The 13,121-nt window shown below is 66.8% G+C and carries 16 protein-coding genes; 6 read left to right on the top strand and 10 right to left on the bottom strand.

From position 1 onward, the window contains the following. Positions 1-14 precede the first annotated feature (14 nt). Positions 15-566 carry a winged helix DNA-binding protein gene (locus J0X25_RS39420; protein ID WP_226777470.1) on the bottom strand — a complete coding sequence of 184 codons (552 nt, stop codon included), beginning with the start codon at positions 564-566 and terminating at the stop codon, positions 15-17. A 286-nt stretch (positions 567-852) separates the two neighbouring features. Between J0X25_RS39420 and J0X25_RS39415 the strand changes: the two genes are divergently transcribed. Continuing rightward, positions 853-1,233 (top strand): DUF7344 domain-containing protein, encoded by a 381-nt coding sequence (locus tag J0X25_RS39415; RefSeq protein WP_226777469.1) that lies wholly within the window; start codon positions 853-855, stop codon positions 1,231-1,233. A gap of 110 nt (positions 1,234-1,343) precedes the next feature. On the opposite strand, the gene msrA is transcribed toward J0X25_RS39415, so the two are convergent. Beyond that, the gene (msrA, locus tag J0X25_RS39410) at positions 1,344-1,877 is read right to left on the bottom strand and encodes a peptide-methionine (S)-S-oxide reductase MsrA (protein ID WP_226777468.1); all 534 of its coding nucleotides are present in this window, start codon (positions 1,875-1,877) and stop codon (positions 1,344-1,346) included. 168 nt (positions 1,878-2,045) lie between these two features. Between msrA and J0X25_RS39405 the strand changes: the two genes are divergently transcribed. Beyond that, a complete protein-coding gene (locus J0X25_RS39405; RefSeq protein ID WP_226777467.1) occupies positions 2,046-2,819 on the top strand; it encodes an enoyl-CoA hydratase/isomerase family protein in 774 nt (257 codons plus the stop codon). A gap of 1 nt (position 2,820) precedes the next feature. Here the strand turns inward: J0X25_RS39405 and J0X25_RS39400 are convergent, their stop codons facing one another. The 4 genes from J0X25_RS39400 to J0X25_RS39385 all read right to left on the bottom strand — a co-directional run bounded on the left by J0X25_RS39400 (position 2,821) and on the right by J0X25_RS39385 (position 5,556). Next, positions 2,821-3,483, bottom strand: coding sequence for a 2,5-diamino-6-(ribosylamino)-4(3H)-pyrimidinone 5'-phosphate reductase (locus tag J0X25_RS39400; RefSeq protein WP_226777466.1), 663 nt, complete (start codon positions 3,481-3,483; stop codon positions 2,821-2,823). Positions 3,484-3,593: 110 nt separating this feature from the next. Continuing rightward, positions 3,594-4,232: a cupredoxin domain-containing protein gene (locus J0X25_RS39395; protein ID WP_226777465.1), complete on the bottom strand. Its 639-nt coding sequence runs from the start codon at positions 4,230-4,232 to the stop codon at positions 3,594-3,596. A 141-nt stretch (positions 4,233-4,373) separates the two neighbouring features. Beyond that, positions 4,374-5,267 carry a ZIP family metal transporter gene (locus J0X25_RS39390; protein WP_226777464.1) on the bottom strand — a complete coding sequence of 298 codons (894 nt, stop codon included), beginning with the start codon at positions 5,265-5,267 and terminating at the stop codon, positions 4,374-4,376. Between the two features lie 79 nt (positions 5,268-5,346). Beyond that, on the bottom strand, positions 5,347-5,556 hold the full coding sequence (locus tag J0X25_RS39385; RefSeq protein WP_226777463.1) for a hypothetical protein: 210 nt from the start codon (positions 5,554-5,556) through the stop codon (positions 5,347-5,349). A 130-nt stretch (positions 5,557-5,686) separates the two neighbouring features. Here J0X25_RS39385 and J0X25_RS39380 point away from each other — a divergent pair, with 130 nt between their 5' ends. Genes J0X25_RS39380 through J0X25_RS39370 form a run of 3 tightly spaced genes read left to right on the top strand, consistent with a single transcriptional unit; the run spans position 5,687 to position 9,613 of the window. Further along, positions 5,687-6,973, top strand: coding sequence for a Single-stranded DNA binding protein (locus J0X25_RS39380; protein ID WP_226777462.1), 1,287 nt, complete (start codon positions 5,687-5,689; stop codon positions 6,971-6,973). Next, on the top strand, positions 6,970-8,730 hold the full coding sequence (locus J0X25_RS39375; RefSeq protein ID WP_226777461.1) for an RPA family protein: 1,761 nt from the start codon (positions 6,970-6,972) through the stop codon (positions 8,728-8,730). Before J0X25_RS39380 ends, J0X25_RS39375 begins: the two co-directional genes overlap by 4 nt. 10 nt (positions 8,731-8,740) lie before the next feature. After that, the gene (locus J0X25_RS39370; RefSeq protein WP_226777460.1) at positions 8,741-9,613 is read left to right on the top strand and encodes a metallophosphoesterase; all 873 of its coding nucleotides are present in this window, start codon (positions 8,741-8,743) and stop codon (positions 9,611-9,613) included. 7 nt (positions 9,614-9,620) lie between these two features. On the opposite strand, the gene J0X25_RS39365 is transcribed toward J0X25_RS39370, so the two are convergent. Both J0X25_RS39365 and J0X25_RS39360 read right to left on the bottom strand, forming a co-directional pair. Continuing rightward, positions 9,621-9,980 (bottom strand): hypothetical protein, encoded by a 360-nt coding sequence (locus J0X25_RS39365; RefSeq protein ID WP_226777459.1) that lies wholly within the window; start codon positions 9,978-9,980, stop codon positions 9,621-9,623. A 96-nt stretch (positions 9,981-10,076) separates the two neighbouring features. Next, positions 10,077-10,409 carry a hypothetical protein gene (locus J0X25_RS39360; RefSeq protein WP_226777458.1) on the bottom strand — a complete coding sequence of 111 codons (333 nt, stop codon included), beginning with the start codon at positions 10,407-10,409 and terminating at the stop codon, positions 10,077-10,079. A 226-nt stretch (positions 10,410-10,635) separates the two neighbouring features. On the opposite strand from J0X25_RS39360, the gene J0X25_RS39355 reads away from it, so the two are divergent. After that, on the top strand, positions 10,636-10,869 hold the full coding sequence (locus tag J0X25_RS39355) for a MarR family transcriptional regulator (RefSeq protein WP_226777457.1): 234 nt from the start codon (positions 10,636-10,638) through the stop codon (positions 10,867-10,869). Between the two features lie 187 nt (positions 10,870-11,056). On the opposite strand, the gene glnA is transcribed toward J0X25_RS39355, so the two are convergent. Together glnA and J0X25_RS39345 are read right to left on the bottom strand one after the other, a co-directional pair. Continuing rightward, on the bottom strand, positions 11,057-12,412 hold the full coding sequence (glnA, locus tag J0X25_RS39350) for a type I glutamate--ammonia ligase (protein ID WP_226777456.1): 1,356 nt from the start codon (positions 12,410-12,412) through the stop codon (positions 11,057-11,059). 230 nt (positions 12,413-12,642) lie between these two features. Next, the gene (locus tag J0X25_RS39345; RefSeq protein ID WP_226777455.1) at positions 12,643-12,984 is read right to left on the bottom strand and encodes a DUF8106 domain-containing protein; all 342 of its coding nucleotides are present in this window, start codon (positions 12,982-12,984) and stop codon (positions 12,643-12,645) included. Positions 12,985-13,121 lie beyond the last annotated feature (137 nt).

Raw genomic sequence — 13,121 nt, 5'->3', positions numbered from 1 at the left:
GAGGCGGCGATCGATCACCCGAAGAACTTGTTCTTCTTCCGTTCGTCCAGCTCCGCCACTTCCTCGCGGAGCTCCGCGAGCTCCGCCGACAACGAGTGGATGGCGCCTGCCACCGTCTCCTCGTCGGTCGCCGATTCGATCTCGTCGGCGTCGCCGACGCGCTCGTTTAGCTCCGCGTTCGTCTTCGCGATGGTCCCCTCGAGCCGACTCAGTTCGGTATTGACCTTCGTGAGGCTCCCCTCGAGACTGGCGACCGTCCGTGCGAGGTCGTCGACGCGGTCGCGGAGGTGGTTGTACTGGGTGCTGAGCTGTTCGACGTCGCTCGTCACCGGCGCGTTGTACAGTTCGAAGAGCCCGGAATCGATCTGCGACCGGGCCGCTTCCGTGAGCGAGTGCACCTTCGGCGGAGTCCGCGACCCCGTCGGTTCGCCGGTCCGAACCTCGAGTAATCCGTACTCGGTCAGTTTATCGCGGCGGTACGCGACCTGACTGTTGCTCAGCCCCGTCATATCGCGGATTTCCGAGGTCGTCGCCTCGCCGCCGCAGTCGGAAACCGCCCGGAGCATGTCGATACTCTTCGGATCGAGGTCGTCAAGCGTCTGCTGGAGGGTAGTAATTGGCGCTCACCTCGCTCGGTGTGACTGTCTTCGAACCCTATATTAGTTCCGTATTCTGTAGCATGTAGCGTGAACCAGCCAGTAGTGGGTTACGCTACGGCGATAACCATAATCATAAATAGTTATGTTAATATAGTTTACTTTATTCCCGTGAAATGCAGTAAACTGGGACACACTGTCGGGCCGATATATTACTCGGCTGCTCGTCGGGTGAAATCGTAGCAGAGATCAGACAATGACCACAGAACTCACAGAATCCGAGTGCTTTGCGCTGCTCGCAGACCGACGACGGCGAATCCTCGTGCGAACGCTAGACGACGTCGGCACCGCGCTGTCGATCGACGAACTCGCCGAGCGAATCGCCGACCGCGAGTACGAGGGCCCGACGGGCGACGATCCGCGTACCATCCGTCTCACCCTCGCGCACAATCACCTCCCGCGACTCGAGGACCACGGGGTCGTGTCGTACGATCGCGACGCGCGTACCGTCTCGCTACGCCTGAGCGGGACTACCCTCGTCGACTACCTGAGGCGCGTCGACGACGAGAGCGCCGCCGGATCGATGCTGAACGCGTCCTCTACTCGCTTCTCTACCTCGCCGTCGGGACGGCGGTAGTTCCGCCGCTCGATCGGACGTCCTGCGACGTTTTCGGCCCTCCACCCGCTCTCACTCCCGCTCTCCCGCCGTTACGTCATGATCACGTCTCAGCCGGGGGACGACGCGCGTCAGTCGTCGGCCGGGGCGGTCTCGCCGAACTTCTTCCGGACCTTCTCGACTTTCGGCGCCGCGTGCATCGCACAGTAGGCGTCGTTGGGGTTCTTCTCGAAGTAGTCCTGGTGGTACTCCTCGGCCTCGTAGAACGTCTCCAGCGGCTCGATTTCGGTAACGATGCCGTCGTAGAGCCCCTCGTTCTCGAGTTCCTCGGCGAACGCCCGGGCGGTCTCGAGCTGGTCGTCGTCGTGGGCGTAGATCGCCGACCGATATTGGCTGCCGATATCCGGCCCCTCGCGGTCCTTCGTGGTCGGGTCGTGGATCGTAAAGAAGACCTCCAGCAGGTCCGCGTAGGCGATCGCGTCGGGATCGTACTCGATCTGGACCACTTCGGCGTGGCCGGTCTTCCCGGCGCAGACCTCCTGATACGTGGGGTCCTCGGCGTGGCCCCCGGCGTAGCCGGAGGTGACCGATTCGACTCCCTCGAGCGCTTTGAAGGCAGCCTCGACGCACCAGAAGCAACCGCCGCCGACTGTGGCTCGTTTCATACTCACAGAGACGGGACGCTCGAGGAAAGGTGTGACGGGTCCCGCGACTCGCGCCCGCCGGAGGTCCGGTTCGACGAGTCGAGACGAGACCGCGTTCGGGCGGGATCGCTCGCGACCGAGACTGCCTCGGTGGCAAGGGATTTCCCGACGGCCGATGAACCCCGGCGTATGTCCTGGGATACCGTCGAACTCGAGTGGGACGACGACGTCGCGACGCTGACCGTGGATCGACCCGAGGCGCTGAACGCTCTGAACGTCGAGACGCTCGAGGCGATGGGCGAGGCGATCACCGACGCCGCGGACGAGGACGCCCGCGCGCTCGTCGTCACGGGCGCCGGCGACGACGCGTTCATCGCCGGCGCCGACATCGGCTACATGCAGGACCTCTCGACCGCCGAGGCCCAGGACTGGGGCGAACTCGGCCACGACGTCGCAAACGCGCTGGCGGCGTTTCCGGCGCCGACGATCGCCGCGGTCAACGGATACGCGTTCGGCGGGGGCTGCGAGATGGCCATCGCCTGCGACCTGCGGGTCGCGAGCGAATCGGCCGTTATCGGCAACACGGAGATCGATCTGGGGATCATTCCGGGGTGGGGTGCGACCCAGCGCCTGCCGGAACTGGTCGGCGACGAGACCGCCCGCCGGATGATCTTCCTCGGTGAGCGGCTAGATGCCCAGTCCGCCGCCGAGGCCGGGATTTTCGGCGAGGTGGTGGCCGACGAGGACCTCGAGGCGACCGTCGACGAGTTGGCGTCCCGCATCGCCGAAAAGCCGGCCGTCGCGATGCGCGCCGCGAAGCAGGCGCTCAACCAGCGCCACGAAGGGTCGCAGACGAGCGGACTCGAGTACGAGAAGCGGGCGTTCGCGAGTCTCTTCGGGACGCCGGATCAGCGCGAAGGGATGACGGCGTTCGTCGAGGACCGAGAGCCGGAGTTCGAGTAGCTCAGTCGCTGACCGTCCAGCACAACAACGCCCCGTCGTCCAGTCGCTCGAGACTCTCGAGGTTCAACAGCGGAAACTCTTCGACGAACCCCTCGCCGTCGGCCAGCGTGGGGGCGTCGCGGCCACCGATTACCTTCGGACCGACGAACACGCGCAACTCGTCGACCAGTCCGGCCTCGAACAGCGAGAAGATGAGTTCGCCGCCGCCCTCGACCATGATCCGCTCGAGGCCCTGCGTCTCGAGGGCCGCGAACGCCCGCAGGAGGTCGACCCGGTCGTCGCCCGCCGTCACGAGCTCGGCGTGGTCGGCCAGATCCATCCGCGCGCCGACGGGAGCGGCCTCGCTCAGACAGACGTAGGTCGCCGCCGCGTCGTCTAGCATCGCGGCGTCGGTCGGGGTTCGTCCTCTCGAGTCGACGACGACGCGGGCCGGCTGTTCCGGCTCGCCGCGCTCGAGGCGCTCGTCGCACAGCGACTCGTCCTTGACGGTCAGGTGCGGGTCGTCCGCGAGGACGGTGCCGACGCCGACGACGACGGCGTCGCTATCGGCCCGGAGGCGATCGACGCGCGCGAAATCCGCCTCGCCGCTGATGGCGATCTGCTCGCGACGGCGGGAGGAGAGCTTGCCGTCCGCGCTGGTGGCGGCGTTGACGACGACGTGCATACGCTCCCTGCGTCGCGAATCCTAAAGAAGACCCGTGTCCCGGCGTGCGTCGAGATCGATGGAGTCGAACGGTGACGCCGCCATCGATGGCGGCAGCGGTCGTCGATCGGTTACTGAACCTCGATGTCGCCGTTCATCGTCCCCGAGTGGGGCTCGCAGACGTACTGGGCCATCTCGCTGGTGACCTCGTCGACCTCGAGCGTCTGGGTCTCGCCTTCCTCCTGCATGATTTCGGTCTCGTAGTCGTCGACGACCTCGTCGTTGTCGTCGAGGATCTGGAGGTTGTGGCCGACGCCGTCCAAGTTCTCCCACGTGATTTCGTATGATTCGCCCTCCTGGAGGGTGAGCGTCGGATTCTCCTCCTCGGCGATGGGGTCGGGTGCGCCGCCCAGCCACGCCTGCGTCTCGCCGCCGAGCACGATCTCGCCGGGCTCGAGCGCCCCGCTGGCCCCGCCGCCTTCCGTTTCGTTTCCGGCTTCCGTCTCGTTCGACTCGTTGCCCGCTTCGGTTTCGTTTCCGAGCTCCGTCTCGTTCGATTCGTTGCCCGCTTCGGTTTCGTTCGACTCGTTCCCAATTCCGGTTTCGTTCTCCGATCCGGCGCCGCCCGTTTCGTTTTCTTCCCCGCTGGTGTCGTTCTCGCCCCCGCCGTTTCCGCCGGGGCCGCCGCAGCCGGCGAGGACGGTCGTCAGGACTGCACCGCCGCCGAGTTTGAGAACGGTTCGTCGTGACTGCGGATCGTCCCGTGTCATCGTATCTCATGAGGATATGGCGGCAATTTCTATAAGTAACTGCCCGGGAGGTGCATGGCTCCGCGTCCCGCCGTCTCGGCGCCCGACCGCGTTCGGCTGCCGTCGTCGGTACCGTCGGGATCCGATCCCGATCCCTCGTTCTCAGACGGCGAGTCCGACGTCGACGATCACCATCACGACGAAGCCGAGGACGAACGTCAGCGTGGCCTCGTCGGCGTAGCCGTGACCGTGACTGGCGGGGATCATCTCCCGGAAGATGACCGCGAGCATCGTCCCGGCGGCGAAGCCGGCAGCCAGCGGAAAGAGGCCGGTGACGACCGAGACGAGGGCGAAGCCCAGCGCCGCCGCGATCGGTTCGGGTACCGCCCCGGAGATGGTCGTATAGAGGATCGTCTTCGGTTTCGAGAGCCCGGTACGACTCGCGGGAATCGCCATCGCGAAGCCGTCGGGGACGTTCTGGACCGCGATCGCGACGGCGAGCGCGAGCCCGACGCCCTCGAGGCCGCCCGCGAAGGCGATGCCGATCGCCAGCCCCTCCGGGACGTTGTGGATGGTGATCGCGCTGCCGACCAGGATCGCCTGCCGGAGGTCCTCGTCCGGATCCGGCGCCCCGTCCTCGTCGGCGTCCGTCGCATCGTCCTCGCCGCGACCGTCGCCGTCGACGGCGGTGCGGCTCCCGGAGACGAGGTCCGGCGTGGCCTCGACCTCCTTCTCCGACCCCGCGACGGGCGGATAGGTGCCGTCGGCTTCGCCCCTGATGAGCAGGTGGACGTGCGGAATGAGTCGGTTCGCGGCCAGCAGGAAGACGCTCCCGATGAGGACGCCCGCGACGACCTCCCACAGCGAGCCGAACTCGAGGCCGGGGACGACCAGCGCGAAGACGGCCGCGCCGAACATGATCCCGGCGGCGAGGCCCAGCGCGGCGTCGTAGAATCGGTGGCTGATCCGCTCGGTCACGTACACCGGCAGCGCACCGAGCCCGGTCGCCGCACCGGCCAGCGTTGCGATCATCACGACTTCCCCGAGCGTACTCACGAGTACTCCGATATCGCGGTTACTGGGGGAAAACGTTCACGATCGGTGAAATCCGTCGCTGGCCCGCTCGAGCCTCGGCTCACTCGAGGCGCCGGGGATCGTCGCTCGAGCCGCGCAGGATCCGGTAGACGAGGTAGCCGATCAGCAGGGCGAACGCGAACGTGGCGACGGTCTCGGCGAACAGGACGGCCGCGTAGAGCGCCCGCGTCAGGATTCTGATGACGACGATTCCGCCGACGATCGCGACGACGAACGCGAGGCCGCCGAGCGCCGCACCGACGCGTTCCATACGCTCACTTCGGCGAGGAGCGAAATGAAGCCACTGCCGACCGCCCGAGGCCGCTGCGAACGGCCGCGTCGCCCTCCAGTTTCACCTCGCTGCGGGAACGCTTTTAAATCCGCCACTCGAATGGCCACTGATGGAACTCGATGATCATGCCGAGGATCTCGCCTCCGACCTCGGCGTCGACAAAGAGGAGGTCAAATCCGACCTGCAGAATCTGGTGGAGTACAGCGTCCCCATCGACGAAGCCAAACAGAGCCTGCGCCGCAAGTACGGCGACGGCTCGAGCGGCGGTGGCGGCGCCCCCTCGAGCAAGGAGATCGCCGAGATCACGCCCGAGGACGGCAACGTCACCGTGACCGCAGTCGTGCTAACCGCCGGCAAGCGCTCGATCCGGTATCAGGGCGACGAGCACGTCATCGTCGAGGGGCGACTGGCCGACGAGAGCGGCGCGATCGATTACACCGCCTGGGAGGACTTCGGGCTCTCGCCGGGCGACACGATCACCGCGGGCAACGCGGGCGTGCGCGAGTGGGACGGCGAACCCGAACTCAACCTCGGCGAGAGCACCTCGCTGTCGTTCGACGACGAGTCGCTCGAGATCCCCGCGGCGTACGCCGACGAGATCGGCGGCGACGCGCAACTGGCCGACGTCCAGACCGGCGACCGCGCGGTGAACGTCGAGGTCGCCGTCGTCGAGTGCGAGCGACGGACGATCGACGGCCGCGACGGCGAGACCGAGATCCTGAGCGGCGTCTTCGGCGACGAGAGCGGTCGCCTCCCCTTCACGAACTGGGACCCTGCCCCCGAGATCGAGGAGGGCGGCCCGGTTCGCATCGAGAACGCCTACGTGCAGGAGTTCCGCGGCGTCCCCGAGGTCAACGTCTCGGAGTTCTCGACGGTCTCGGTGCTCGACCGCGAGATCGAGGTCGGCGCGCAGACGACGACGATGGACGTCGGCGAGGCCGTCGGTACCGGCGGCATCTACGACGTCGAAGTCGTCGGCAACGCCATCGCGGTGCGAGACGGCTCCGGACTCATCCAGCGCTGCCCGGAGTGTTACCGGGTCATCCAGAAGGGACAGTGTCGAACCCACGGCGACGTCGACGGGATCGACGACATGCGCGTGAAGGCGATCCTCGACGACGGCACCGGCGCCGTCACCGTCGTCCTCGACGACGAACTCACCGAGGAGGTCTACGGCGGGACCTTAGAGGACGCCCTCGAGCAGGCCCGTGAGGCCATGGACCAGGAGGTCGTCGCCGACGCGATCCGCGAGCGCATCGTCGGCCGCGAGTACCGCGTGCGCGGTCACCTCTCGGTCGACGAGTACGGCGCCAACCTCGACGCCGAGACCTTCGAGGAGAGCGACGACGATCCCGCGTCGCGTGCGACGGCCTTCCTCGAGGAGGTGGACGCATGAGCGCGAACGGCGACGGCGACGACGGCGAGGAGATTCCGGGCCGCGAGGTCGCCTACCGGCTGTTCGCCGCAGAGTACGACGACGCCTCGCTCTCCTACGCCGAGAGCGACGAGGAGCGCGCGCCCAATTACGTCGTCTCGCCGACGGGCGCCCGACTCAACCGCGTCTTCGCGGTCGGCACGCTCACCGAAGTGACGTCGGTCAACGACGAGATGGTCCGGGCCCGCATCGTCGACCCGACCGGCGCGTTCGTCGTCTACGCCGGCCAGTACCAGCCCGACGAACTCGCCACGCTCGAGCAACTCGAGCCGCCGGAGTTCGTCGCGGTGACCGGCAAGGCCCGCACCTTCCAGCCCGACGACTCGGACCAGGTCTACACCTCGCTTCGCCCCGAGAGCATCGCGACGGTCGACGCCGACACCCGGGACCGCTGGGTCGTCAGCGCGGCCGAACAGACCGTCGAACGGGTCGGCACGTACGCCGCGGCCGCGGAAAGCGGCTCCAGCGGCGACGCGCTGACCGAGGCACTCCTCGAGGCCGGCGTCGACAAGGGTCTCGCGGCGGGGATCCCCCTCGCGCAGGACCACTACGGAACGACCCCGGGCTACCTCGCCGCGCTGCGCGATACCGCTCTCGAGGCCGTCGAGGTCGTCGCGGGCGACCGCGATCAGGTCGAGGCGCTCTCGCTCGCGCCCGGCGACGCGGGTCCCGACGCCGACGCGACGTTCGCGTCGCTGGCCGGGCTCGCGGGGATCGATCTCTCTGCGCTCGAGTCGGCGTCCGCGGCCGACGCGGAGGCGGAACCCGAACCGGAGCCGGAACCCGCCGCGGCGACGGCCGGAACCGGCTCCGCCGCCGGCACCGCGACCGGAACGGACCGTGACACCGCGTCGGAGGGCGACGTCGACGTCGCAGCCGAGGCGGGCGAGACTGAAATAGAGTCGACGTCCGAGAGTGCCGAAGCCGACGCGACCGGCGACGTCGCGGAGTCCGAGCCCGAATCCGACGAGCCGACCGCCGAGTTCGACGAGTCGAGCGTCGACGAGTCCGACGCCGACGCGGACCTCGAGACGGCCGAGGAGTCGGCCGACGAGGAACTCGGCGACTTCGACGCCGGCGACGGCGGGATGTACGAGATGGACGAGGAGGAGCGCGAACAGCTCGAGGAGGAGTTCGGCGCCGAGTTCACGACCGGGTCCGAGGTCGACGAACCCGGCGAGGCCGACATCGACGTTCCGGAGCCCGAGGACGAACCCGCCGACGAGTCCGAGACCGAGAGCGAGGCGGCCGCGGACGCCGCTGCGACCGACGAATCCGCCGAACCCGAGGAATCCGACGAGGTCGACGACGACCTCGGTGCGCCGCCGGAGTCTGGACTCGAGGCCGAATCGGAACCGGAGACCGAGGCCGACGAAACGGAACTGAAAACCGAATCCGAGCCGGAAGCGGAACCGGACGAAGACGAGACGGCTGCCGAACCCGCCGACAGCGAGGACGAGGCCGCCGCCGCGACCGCATCGGAGCCCGACGAGACTGAGTCGGACGACGCGCCCGCCGCGGACGTCGACCTCGAGGCGTACGTCGTCGAGACGATGGAGGAACTCGACGACGGCGACGGCGCCGATCGGACGACCCTCGTCGAGCGGGTCGCCGACGACACCGGCGCGTCCGCGGACGAGGTCGAGGACGCGATCCAGGACGCGCTGATGGGCGGGCAGTGTTACGAACCCGACGACGAGACCCTGAAGGCGATCTGAGCGGCGAGCGATGTCCGACGCGCCTCGCTCCCGCTCCGACGCCGCTCGCGGTTCGACGCCGCCTCGCGTCGAACCCGTTCCCGGCGAACCGGCCGCGACTGCCACCCTCGGCGCCGAGCGCGCGCTGCTGGTCGCCGACTACCACGCCGGCTACGAGGCCGGACTGCGGTACGAACGCGGCGTCGACGTCCCGAGCCAAGCCCCCGAGCGCCGAGAGCGGCTGCGCTCGCTGCTCGAGCGCACGAACCCCGACCGCCTCGTCGTGCTCGGCGACCTGATGCACTCGATCGGCGATCCGGGCGGCGCCGAGCGGGGAGAACTCGAGGTGCTCTTCGAGTCGTTTTCGCCCGCGCTGTCGGTGACGGTTGTGAAGGGGAACCACGACGGCGGCATCGAGGAGTGGCTCACCCCCGAGAACGACCGCGAGGTCGCCGCGCTCGACTTCGATCCGTCGGCCGTGACGGTCACGCCCGGCGCCGGCGTCGCGCTCGGGGACGGCGCCGTGGGCGTCTGCCACGGCCACACCTGGCCCGCGCCGGCGGTCCTCGAGTGCGACGTCGTCTGTCTGGGCCACGAACACCCCTGCGTCCGCCTCGAGGACGAGGTCGGCGGCAGCCGCGTCGAACGGGCGTGGCTGCGCGGCCGCCTCGCTCCCGATCCGTTTCGCGAGCGTCCCGAGTACGAGGGGATTCCGTGGCTCGAGCGCGACGACGAGGCGGCTCCTCGAGTCGTCGTCGTGCCGGCGTTCAACGACCTCGTCGGCGGGACGTGGGTCAACCTGGCGAACCAGTCGTTTCTTTCACCATTTCTGCCGGCGGGACTGGCTGGCGGCGAGGCCTACCTGCTGGACGGGACGCGGCTCGGACCGTACGAGTCGGTGTAGCAGTCGATCAGGCCTGTCGGTTCGGCTCGGGAAAATTGAGCTTCCGCGCGACGGTTTCGGCGAGCCGATCGCCCAGCGGACTGCGGTCGACGTCCAGTTTCCGGTGGAGCAGCGCCTGGACGAGACACGGGAGCGCGGCGGCGACGCTCGCGAGCCCGCTCATCGCCCAGACCGTGCCTCCGTTCAGGAGCCACGCGACGTTTCCCACGGCGACGAGACCGAGGACGACGCCGCTGGCGGCGTACGCTCGCCAGAGCCGCGGCGCTCGAGCCCGTTGCTCGTCGGTGTACGACCGCGCCTCCTGAATACAGAAGACGCTGCCCACGACGAGGACGAGCGAGAGGAAGCCGAAGAATACGCTGAGCATAGCTGACAGTTTTCTTCGAGTCCATATAATTGTTTCTCGACGAACACGTGGGTTCGTCGATATCAGACGCCGTTTTGCGATGCCCGCTCGACGTCGTCACTCTCGCTGGACCGTCTTCGACTCGATGCGATCCCCCTCGCGCCACTGGTAGTAGTAGTACGTCGTCCCGGCGATTTCCTTGACCGTGACGTCCGCCGCTTCCGGGACGCCTTCAGGGAAGTCGGGGTCGGCGTCGGGACCGTCACCGGTGTCCGAATCGTCACCGGCGTCACCGTCTGTACTCGAGTCCGACCACGCGGCGAGGGTCTCGAGGTAGCGGCCGATCGCCCGGAGCTGATCGGCGTTCAGGTCCTCGAGCGTTGCCAGCGCCTCGCGGGCGTCGTCGTCGAGGTCGGCCGGCGGCTCGGGTCGGTCGCGATCGTTCGTCATCGGGTCGTCTCTCGACTTGTCCGACGGTCGTAAAACTCCCGTCGATCCCGTCCCGGGTTCGACGACGAGCGATCTGACTCGAGGGCGGTCGCCCGTATTGTTCTGACAGCCGACACGCTCTCTCGACGACGAAATTCCGACGAATACTGTACTAGAGCCCTTTACGGGATATATATACAATACACGTGTGGATTTATATATACGAATCGGGACGGTTCTGGTGACAATGAGTTCACAGAAATACCGGTCCGACCCCCGGATCGAACCGGTTCCCAACCAACTCGACTCCACACAGGCGAAACTCGTCTACCTCTGCCTCGAGGCGACGGGTGGTGCGACGGCCGACGAACTGGGCGACCTGCTGGCGATGAAGCAACTCTCGGTTCTGAGTCTCCTGAACACGCTCTCGAGTGACGATATGGTCGAGCAGCGCGGCGAAGAGTACGCCGTCGCGAACTGATCGGTCCGATTGCGGGGGTGGGGCTGTGACTATTTTTCGAGCGACCGGTGGCTATCCAGCAGTTGCGACGCCCGTCCGCTCGTACTGTACTCGTTTGTCTCTTTGTTCTCCGACTCCGGCTCGTCTGGAGGACGTGTGCGAAAAACAAGCGGAACGAACACCGCGGGTAGTCAGGTGGACTCGGTCGTCAGTAGTGCTCGAGGTAGCGGTCGATCTCCCACTCGGAGACGTCGACGAGGTACTCCTCGAACTCCTGGCTCTTCGCTTCGACGAACTTCGGCGCGACGTGTTCGCCCAGCGCCTCGTAGATGACCTCGTCTTCCTCGAGGGCGTCGACGGCCTCGCCGAGGTTCGACGGGAGCGTCTCGATACCGTACTCGTCGCGTTTCTGCTCGTCGAACTCGTAGATGTTTTCCCGAACCGGGTCGGGACACTCGAGGTCCCGTTCGATCCCGTCGAGACCGGCGTGGATCATGACGGCGAACGCGAGGTAGGGGTTACACGAGGGGTCCGGCGAGCGCAGTTCGATGCGCGAGGCCGCCGGGACGCGAGCGGCCGGCTTGCGCACCAGCGCCGAGCGGTTGCGGTCCGACCAGGCGACGTAGACCGGCGCCTCGTAGCCGGGCACCAGCCGCTTGTAGCTGTTCACGGTGGGGTTGGCGACCGCCGTGATCGCCGGCGCGTGCTCGAGGATCCCCGCGAGGTAGGAGTGGGCCGTCTCGGAGAGGTTGAACTCGTCGTCCTCGTCGTGGAACGCGTTCTCGCCGTCCTCGGTCAGCAGCGACATGTGCGTGTGCATACCCGAGCCGTTGATCTTCGGGATCGGTTTGGGCATGAACGTCGCGTGGAGGTCGTGTTCGGCGGCGATGGCGCGGACGACGGTCCGGAAGGTCGCGACGTTGTCGGCCGTCGACAGCGCGTCGTCGTACTCGAAGTTGATCTCGTACTGGCCGCGGGCGACCTCGTGATGGCTGGCCTCGATCTCGAAGCCCATGTCCTCGAGGCCGTAGATGATGTCCCGTCGGACGTCGCTCGCGAGGTCTTTCGGCGCGAGGTCGAAGTAGCCGCCGTGGTCGGCGGTGTCGGTCGTCGCGCGACCCTCCTCGTCCTCCTCGAACATGAAGAACTCCGGTTCGGGCGCGAAGTTGACCTCGTAGCCCATCTCGTTGGCGCGCTCGATGGCCCCTTTGAGGACGTTGCGCGGGTCGCCCTCGAAGGGTTCGCCCGTCGAGGTGTTGTAGACGTCACAGATCATCCGGGCGGACGCCCCGTCCTCGCGCTGTCTCCAGGGGAGGACGGCGAACGTGTCCGGATCGGGAACCAGACGCATGTCCGATTCCTGAATGCGGACGAACCCCTCGATCGAAGACCCGTCGAAATAGATTCCCTCGGTGAACGCCTTCTCGGCCTGCCGGGCCGGAACGGAGACGTTCTTCACCGTTCCCAGAATGTCCGTAAACTGGAGCCGGAGGAAGTCGATCTCTCCGTCTTCGATTTCGTCCAATACGTCCTCTTCTGCGGACGTGAGATTTCTACTTGTCATTTATTGCTCGCTTAGGCCATTGGATTCTACTACTAAAATTCTGCTGTTGTGTGCGAATATCTCTAGATCGAGAAAAAGATGGACGAATGTAAATTAACATAGGTCGTATGAGGGAGTACGGAGAACAAGAGCCAAAAAATCGCGAGCGAAATTGAATACGCGTGTGACCAGTCGGGAGTAACCGGTTCGATCGCTCGGATCCGCGACCGCGTACGGCGTCGCGTGGACGGTTATCGACGTCGGCCGGCGGTCGGTCGCGAGCGGGTCATCGCCGCCAGTCCGGCGAGGCCGACGTCGACGCTCACGCGCCAGATCTGAACGGTCGTCCGGAGCGTTCGCTGCCACGAGACCGAAACGCGATCCGCCGCCCGGTCACCCGTCGGGGCGTCGGGCAGTGGCCGTTTCGCGAGCGTCGTCTCGCAGTCCGGACAGGTGTATTCGACGTGTCGATCCCGCAGTTGACGCACCCAGTCGCCGTCGATGGGGCTGGTGTGATCGCACTCCCAGCAGAACAGGGTCGACTTTCGGCGCGCTGGCGTCCGTTCGTCGGTGGCGGTTGCGGGACGAGTCATCGCTCCCGACTACGGCGCACGGGTACAAAGCCACCGGCTACGGTTGTCGCTCGTCCGCTCGAGTATACGAACGATTTCGATCGAAACGGCGCTCCCCTTCGGATCGGAATCGGCCGGCGTGAGGGGTCGCTGTCGGG

The organism is Haloterrigena alkaliphila (assembly GCF_017352155.2).
Lineage (GTDB): Archaea > Halobacteriota > Halobacteria > Halobacteriales > Natrialbaceae > Haloterrigena > Haloterrigena alkaliphila.
This window is presented reverse-complemented; position numbering and strand designations above follow the sequence as displayed.

What these genes read in the sequence shown, in the direction of transcription:
- J0X25_RS39415 (WP_226777469.1), top strand. Translation starts at nt 853, where the DNA reads ATGACCACAGAACTCACAGAATCCGAGTGCTTTGCGCTGCTCGCAGAC.
- J0X25_RS39380 (WP_226777462.1), top strand. Translation starts at nt 5,687, where the DNA reads ATGGAACTCGATGATCATGCCGAGGATCTCGCCTCCGACCTCGGCGTC.
- J0X25_RS39365 (WP_226777459.1), bottom strand. Translation starts at nt 9,980, where the DNA reads ATGCTCAGCGTATTCTTCGGCTTCCTCTCGCTCGTCCTCGTCGTGGGC.
- J0X25_RS39370 (WP_226777460.1), top strand. Translation starts at nt 8,741, where the DNA reads ATGTCCGACGCGCCTCGCTCCCGCTCCGACGCCGCTCGCGGTTCGACG.
- J0X25_RS39355 (WP_226777457.1), top strand. Translation starts at nt 10,636, where the DNA reads ATGAGTTCACAGAAATACCGGTCCGACCCCCGGATCGAACCGGTTCCC.
- J0X25_RS39400 (WP_226777466.1), bottom strand. Translation starts at nt 3,483, where the DNA reads ATGCACGTCGTCGTCAACGCCGCCACCAGCGCGGACGGCAAGCTCTCC.
- glnA (WP_226777456.1), bottom strand. Translation starts at nt 12,412, where the DNA reads ATGACAAGTAGAAATCTCACGTCCGCAGAAGAGGACGTATTGGACGAA.
- J0X25_RS39360 (WP_226777458.1), bottom strand. Translation starts at nt 10,409, where the DNA reads ATGACGAACGATCGCGACCGACCCGAGCCGCCGGCCGACCTCGACGAC.
- msrA (WP_226777468.1), bottom strand. Translation starts at nt 1,877, where the DNA reads ATGAAACGAGCCACAGTCGGCGGCGGTTGCTTCTGGTGCGTCGAGGCT.
- J0X25_RS39395 (WP_226777465.1), bottom strand. Translation starts at nt 4,232, where the DNA reads ATGACACGGGACGATCCGCAGTCACGACGAACCGTTCTCAAACTCGGC.
- J0X25_RS39345 (WP_226777455.1), bottom strand. Translation starts at nt 12,984, where the DNA reads ATGACTCGTCCCGCAACCGCCACCGACGAACGGACGCCAGCGCGCCGA.
- J0X25_RS39420 (WP_226777470.1), bottom strand. Translation starts at nt 566, where the DNA reads ATGCTCCGGGCGGTTTCCGACTGCGGCGGCGAGGCGACGACCTCGGAA.
- J0X25_RS39375 (WP_226777461.1), top strand. Translation starts at nt 6,970, where the DNA reads ATGAGCGCGAACGGCGACGGCGACGACGGCGAGGAGATTCCGGGCCGC.
- J0X25_RS39405 (WP_226777467.1), top strand. Translation starts at nt 2,046, where the DNA reads ATGTCCTGGGATACCGTCGAACTCGAGTGGGACGACGACGTCGCGACG.
- J0X25_RS39385 (WP_226777463.1), bottom strand. Translation starts at nt 5,556, where the DNA reads ATGGAACGCGTCGGTGCGGCGCTCGGCGGCCTCGCGTTCGTCGTCGCG.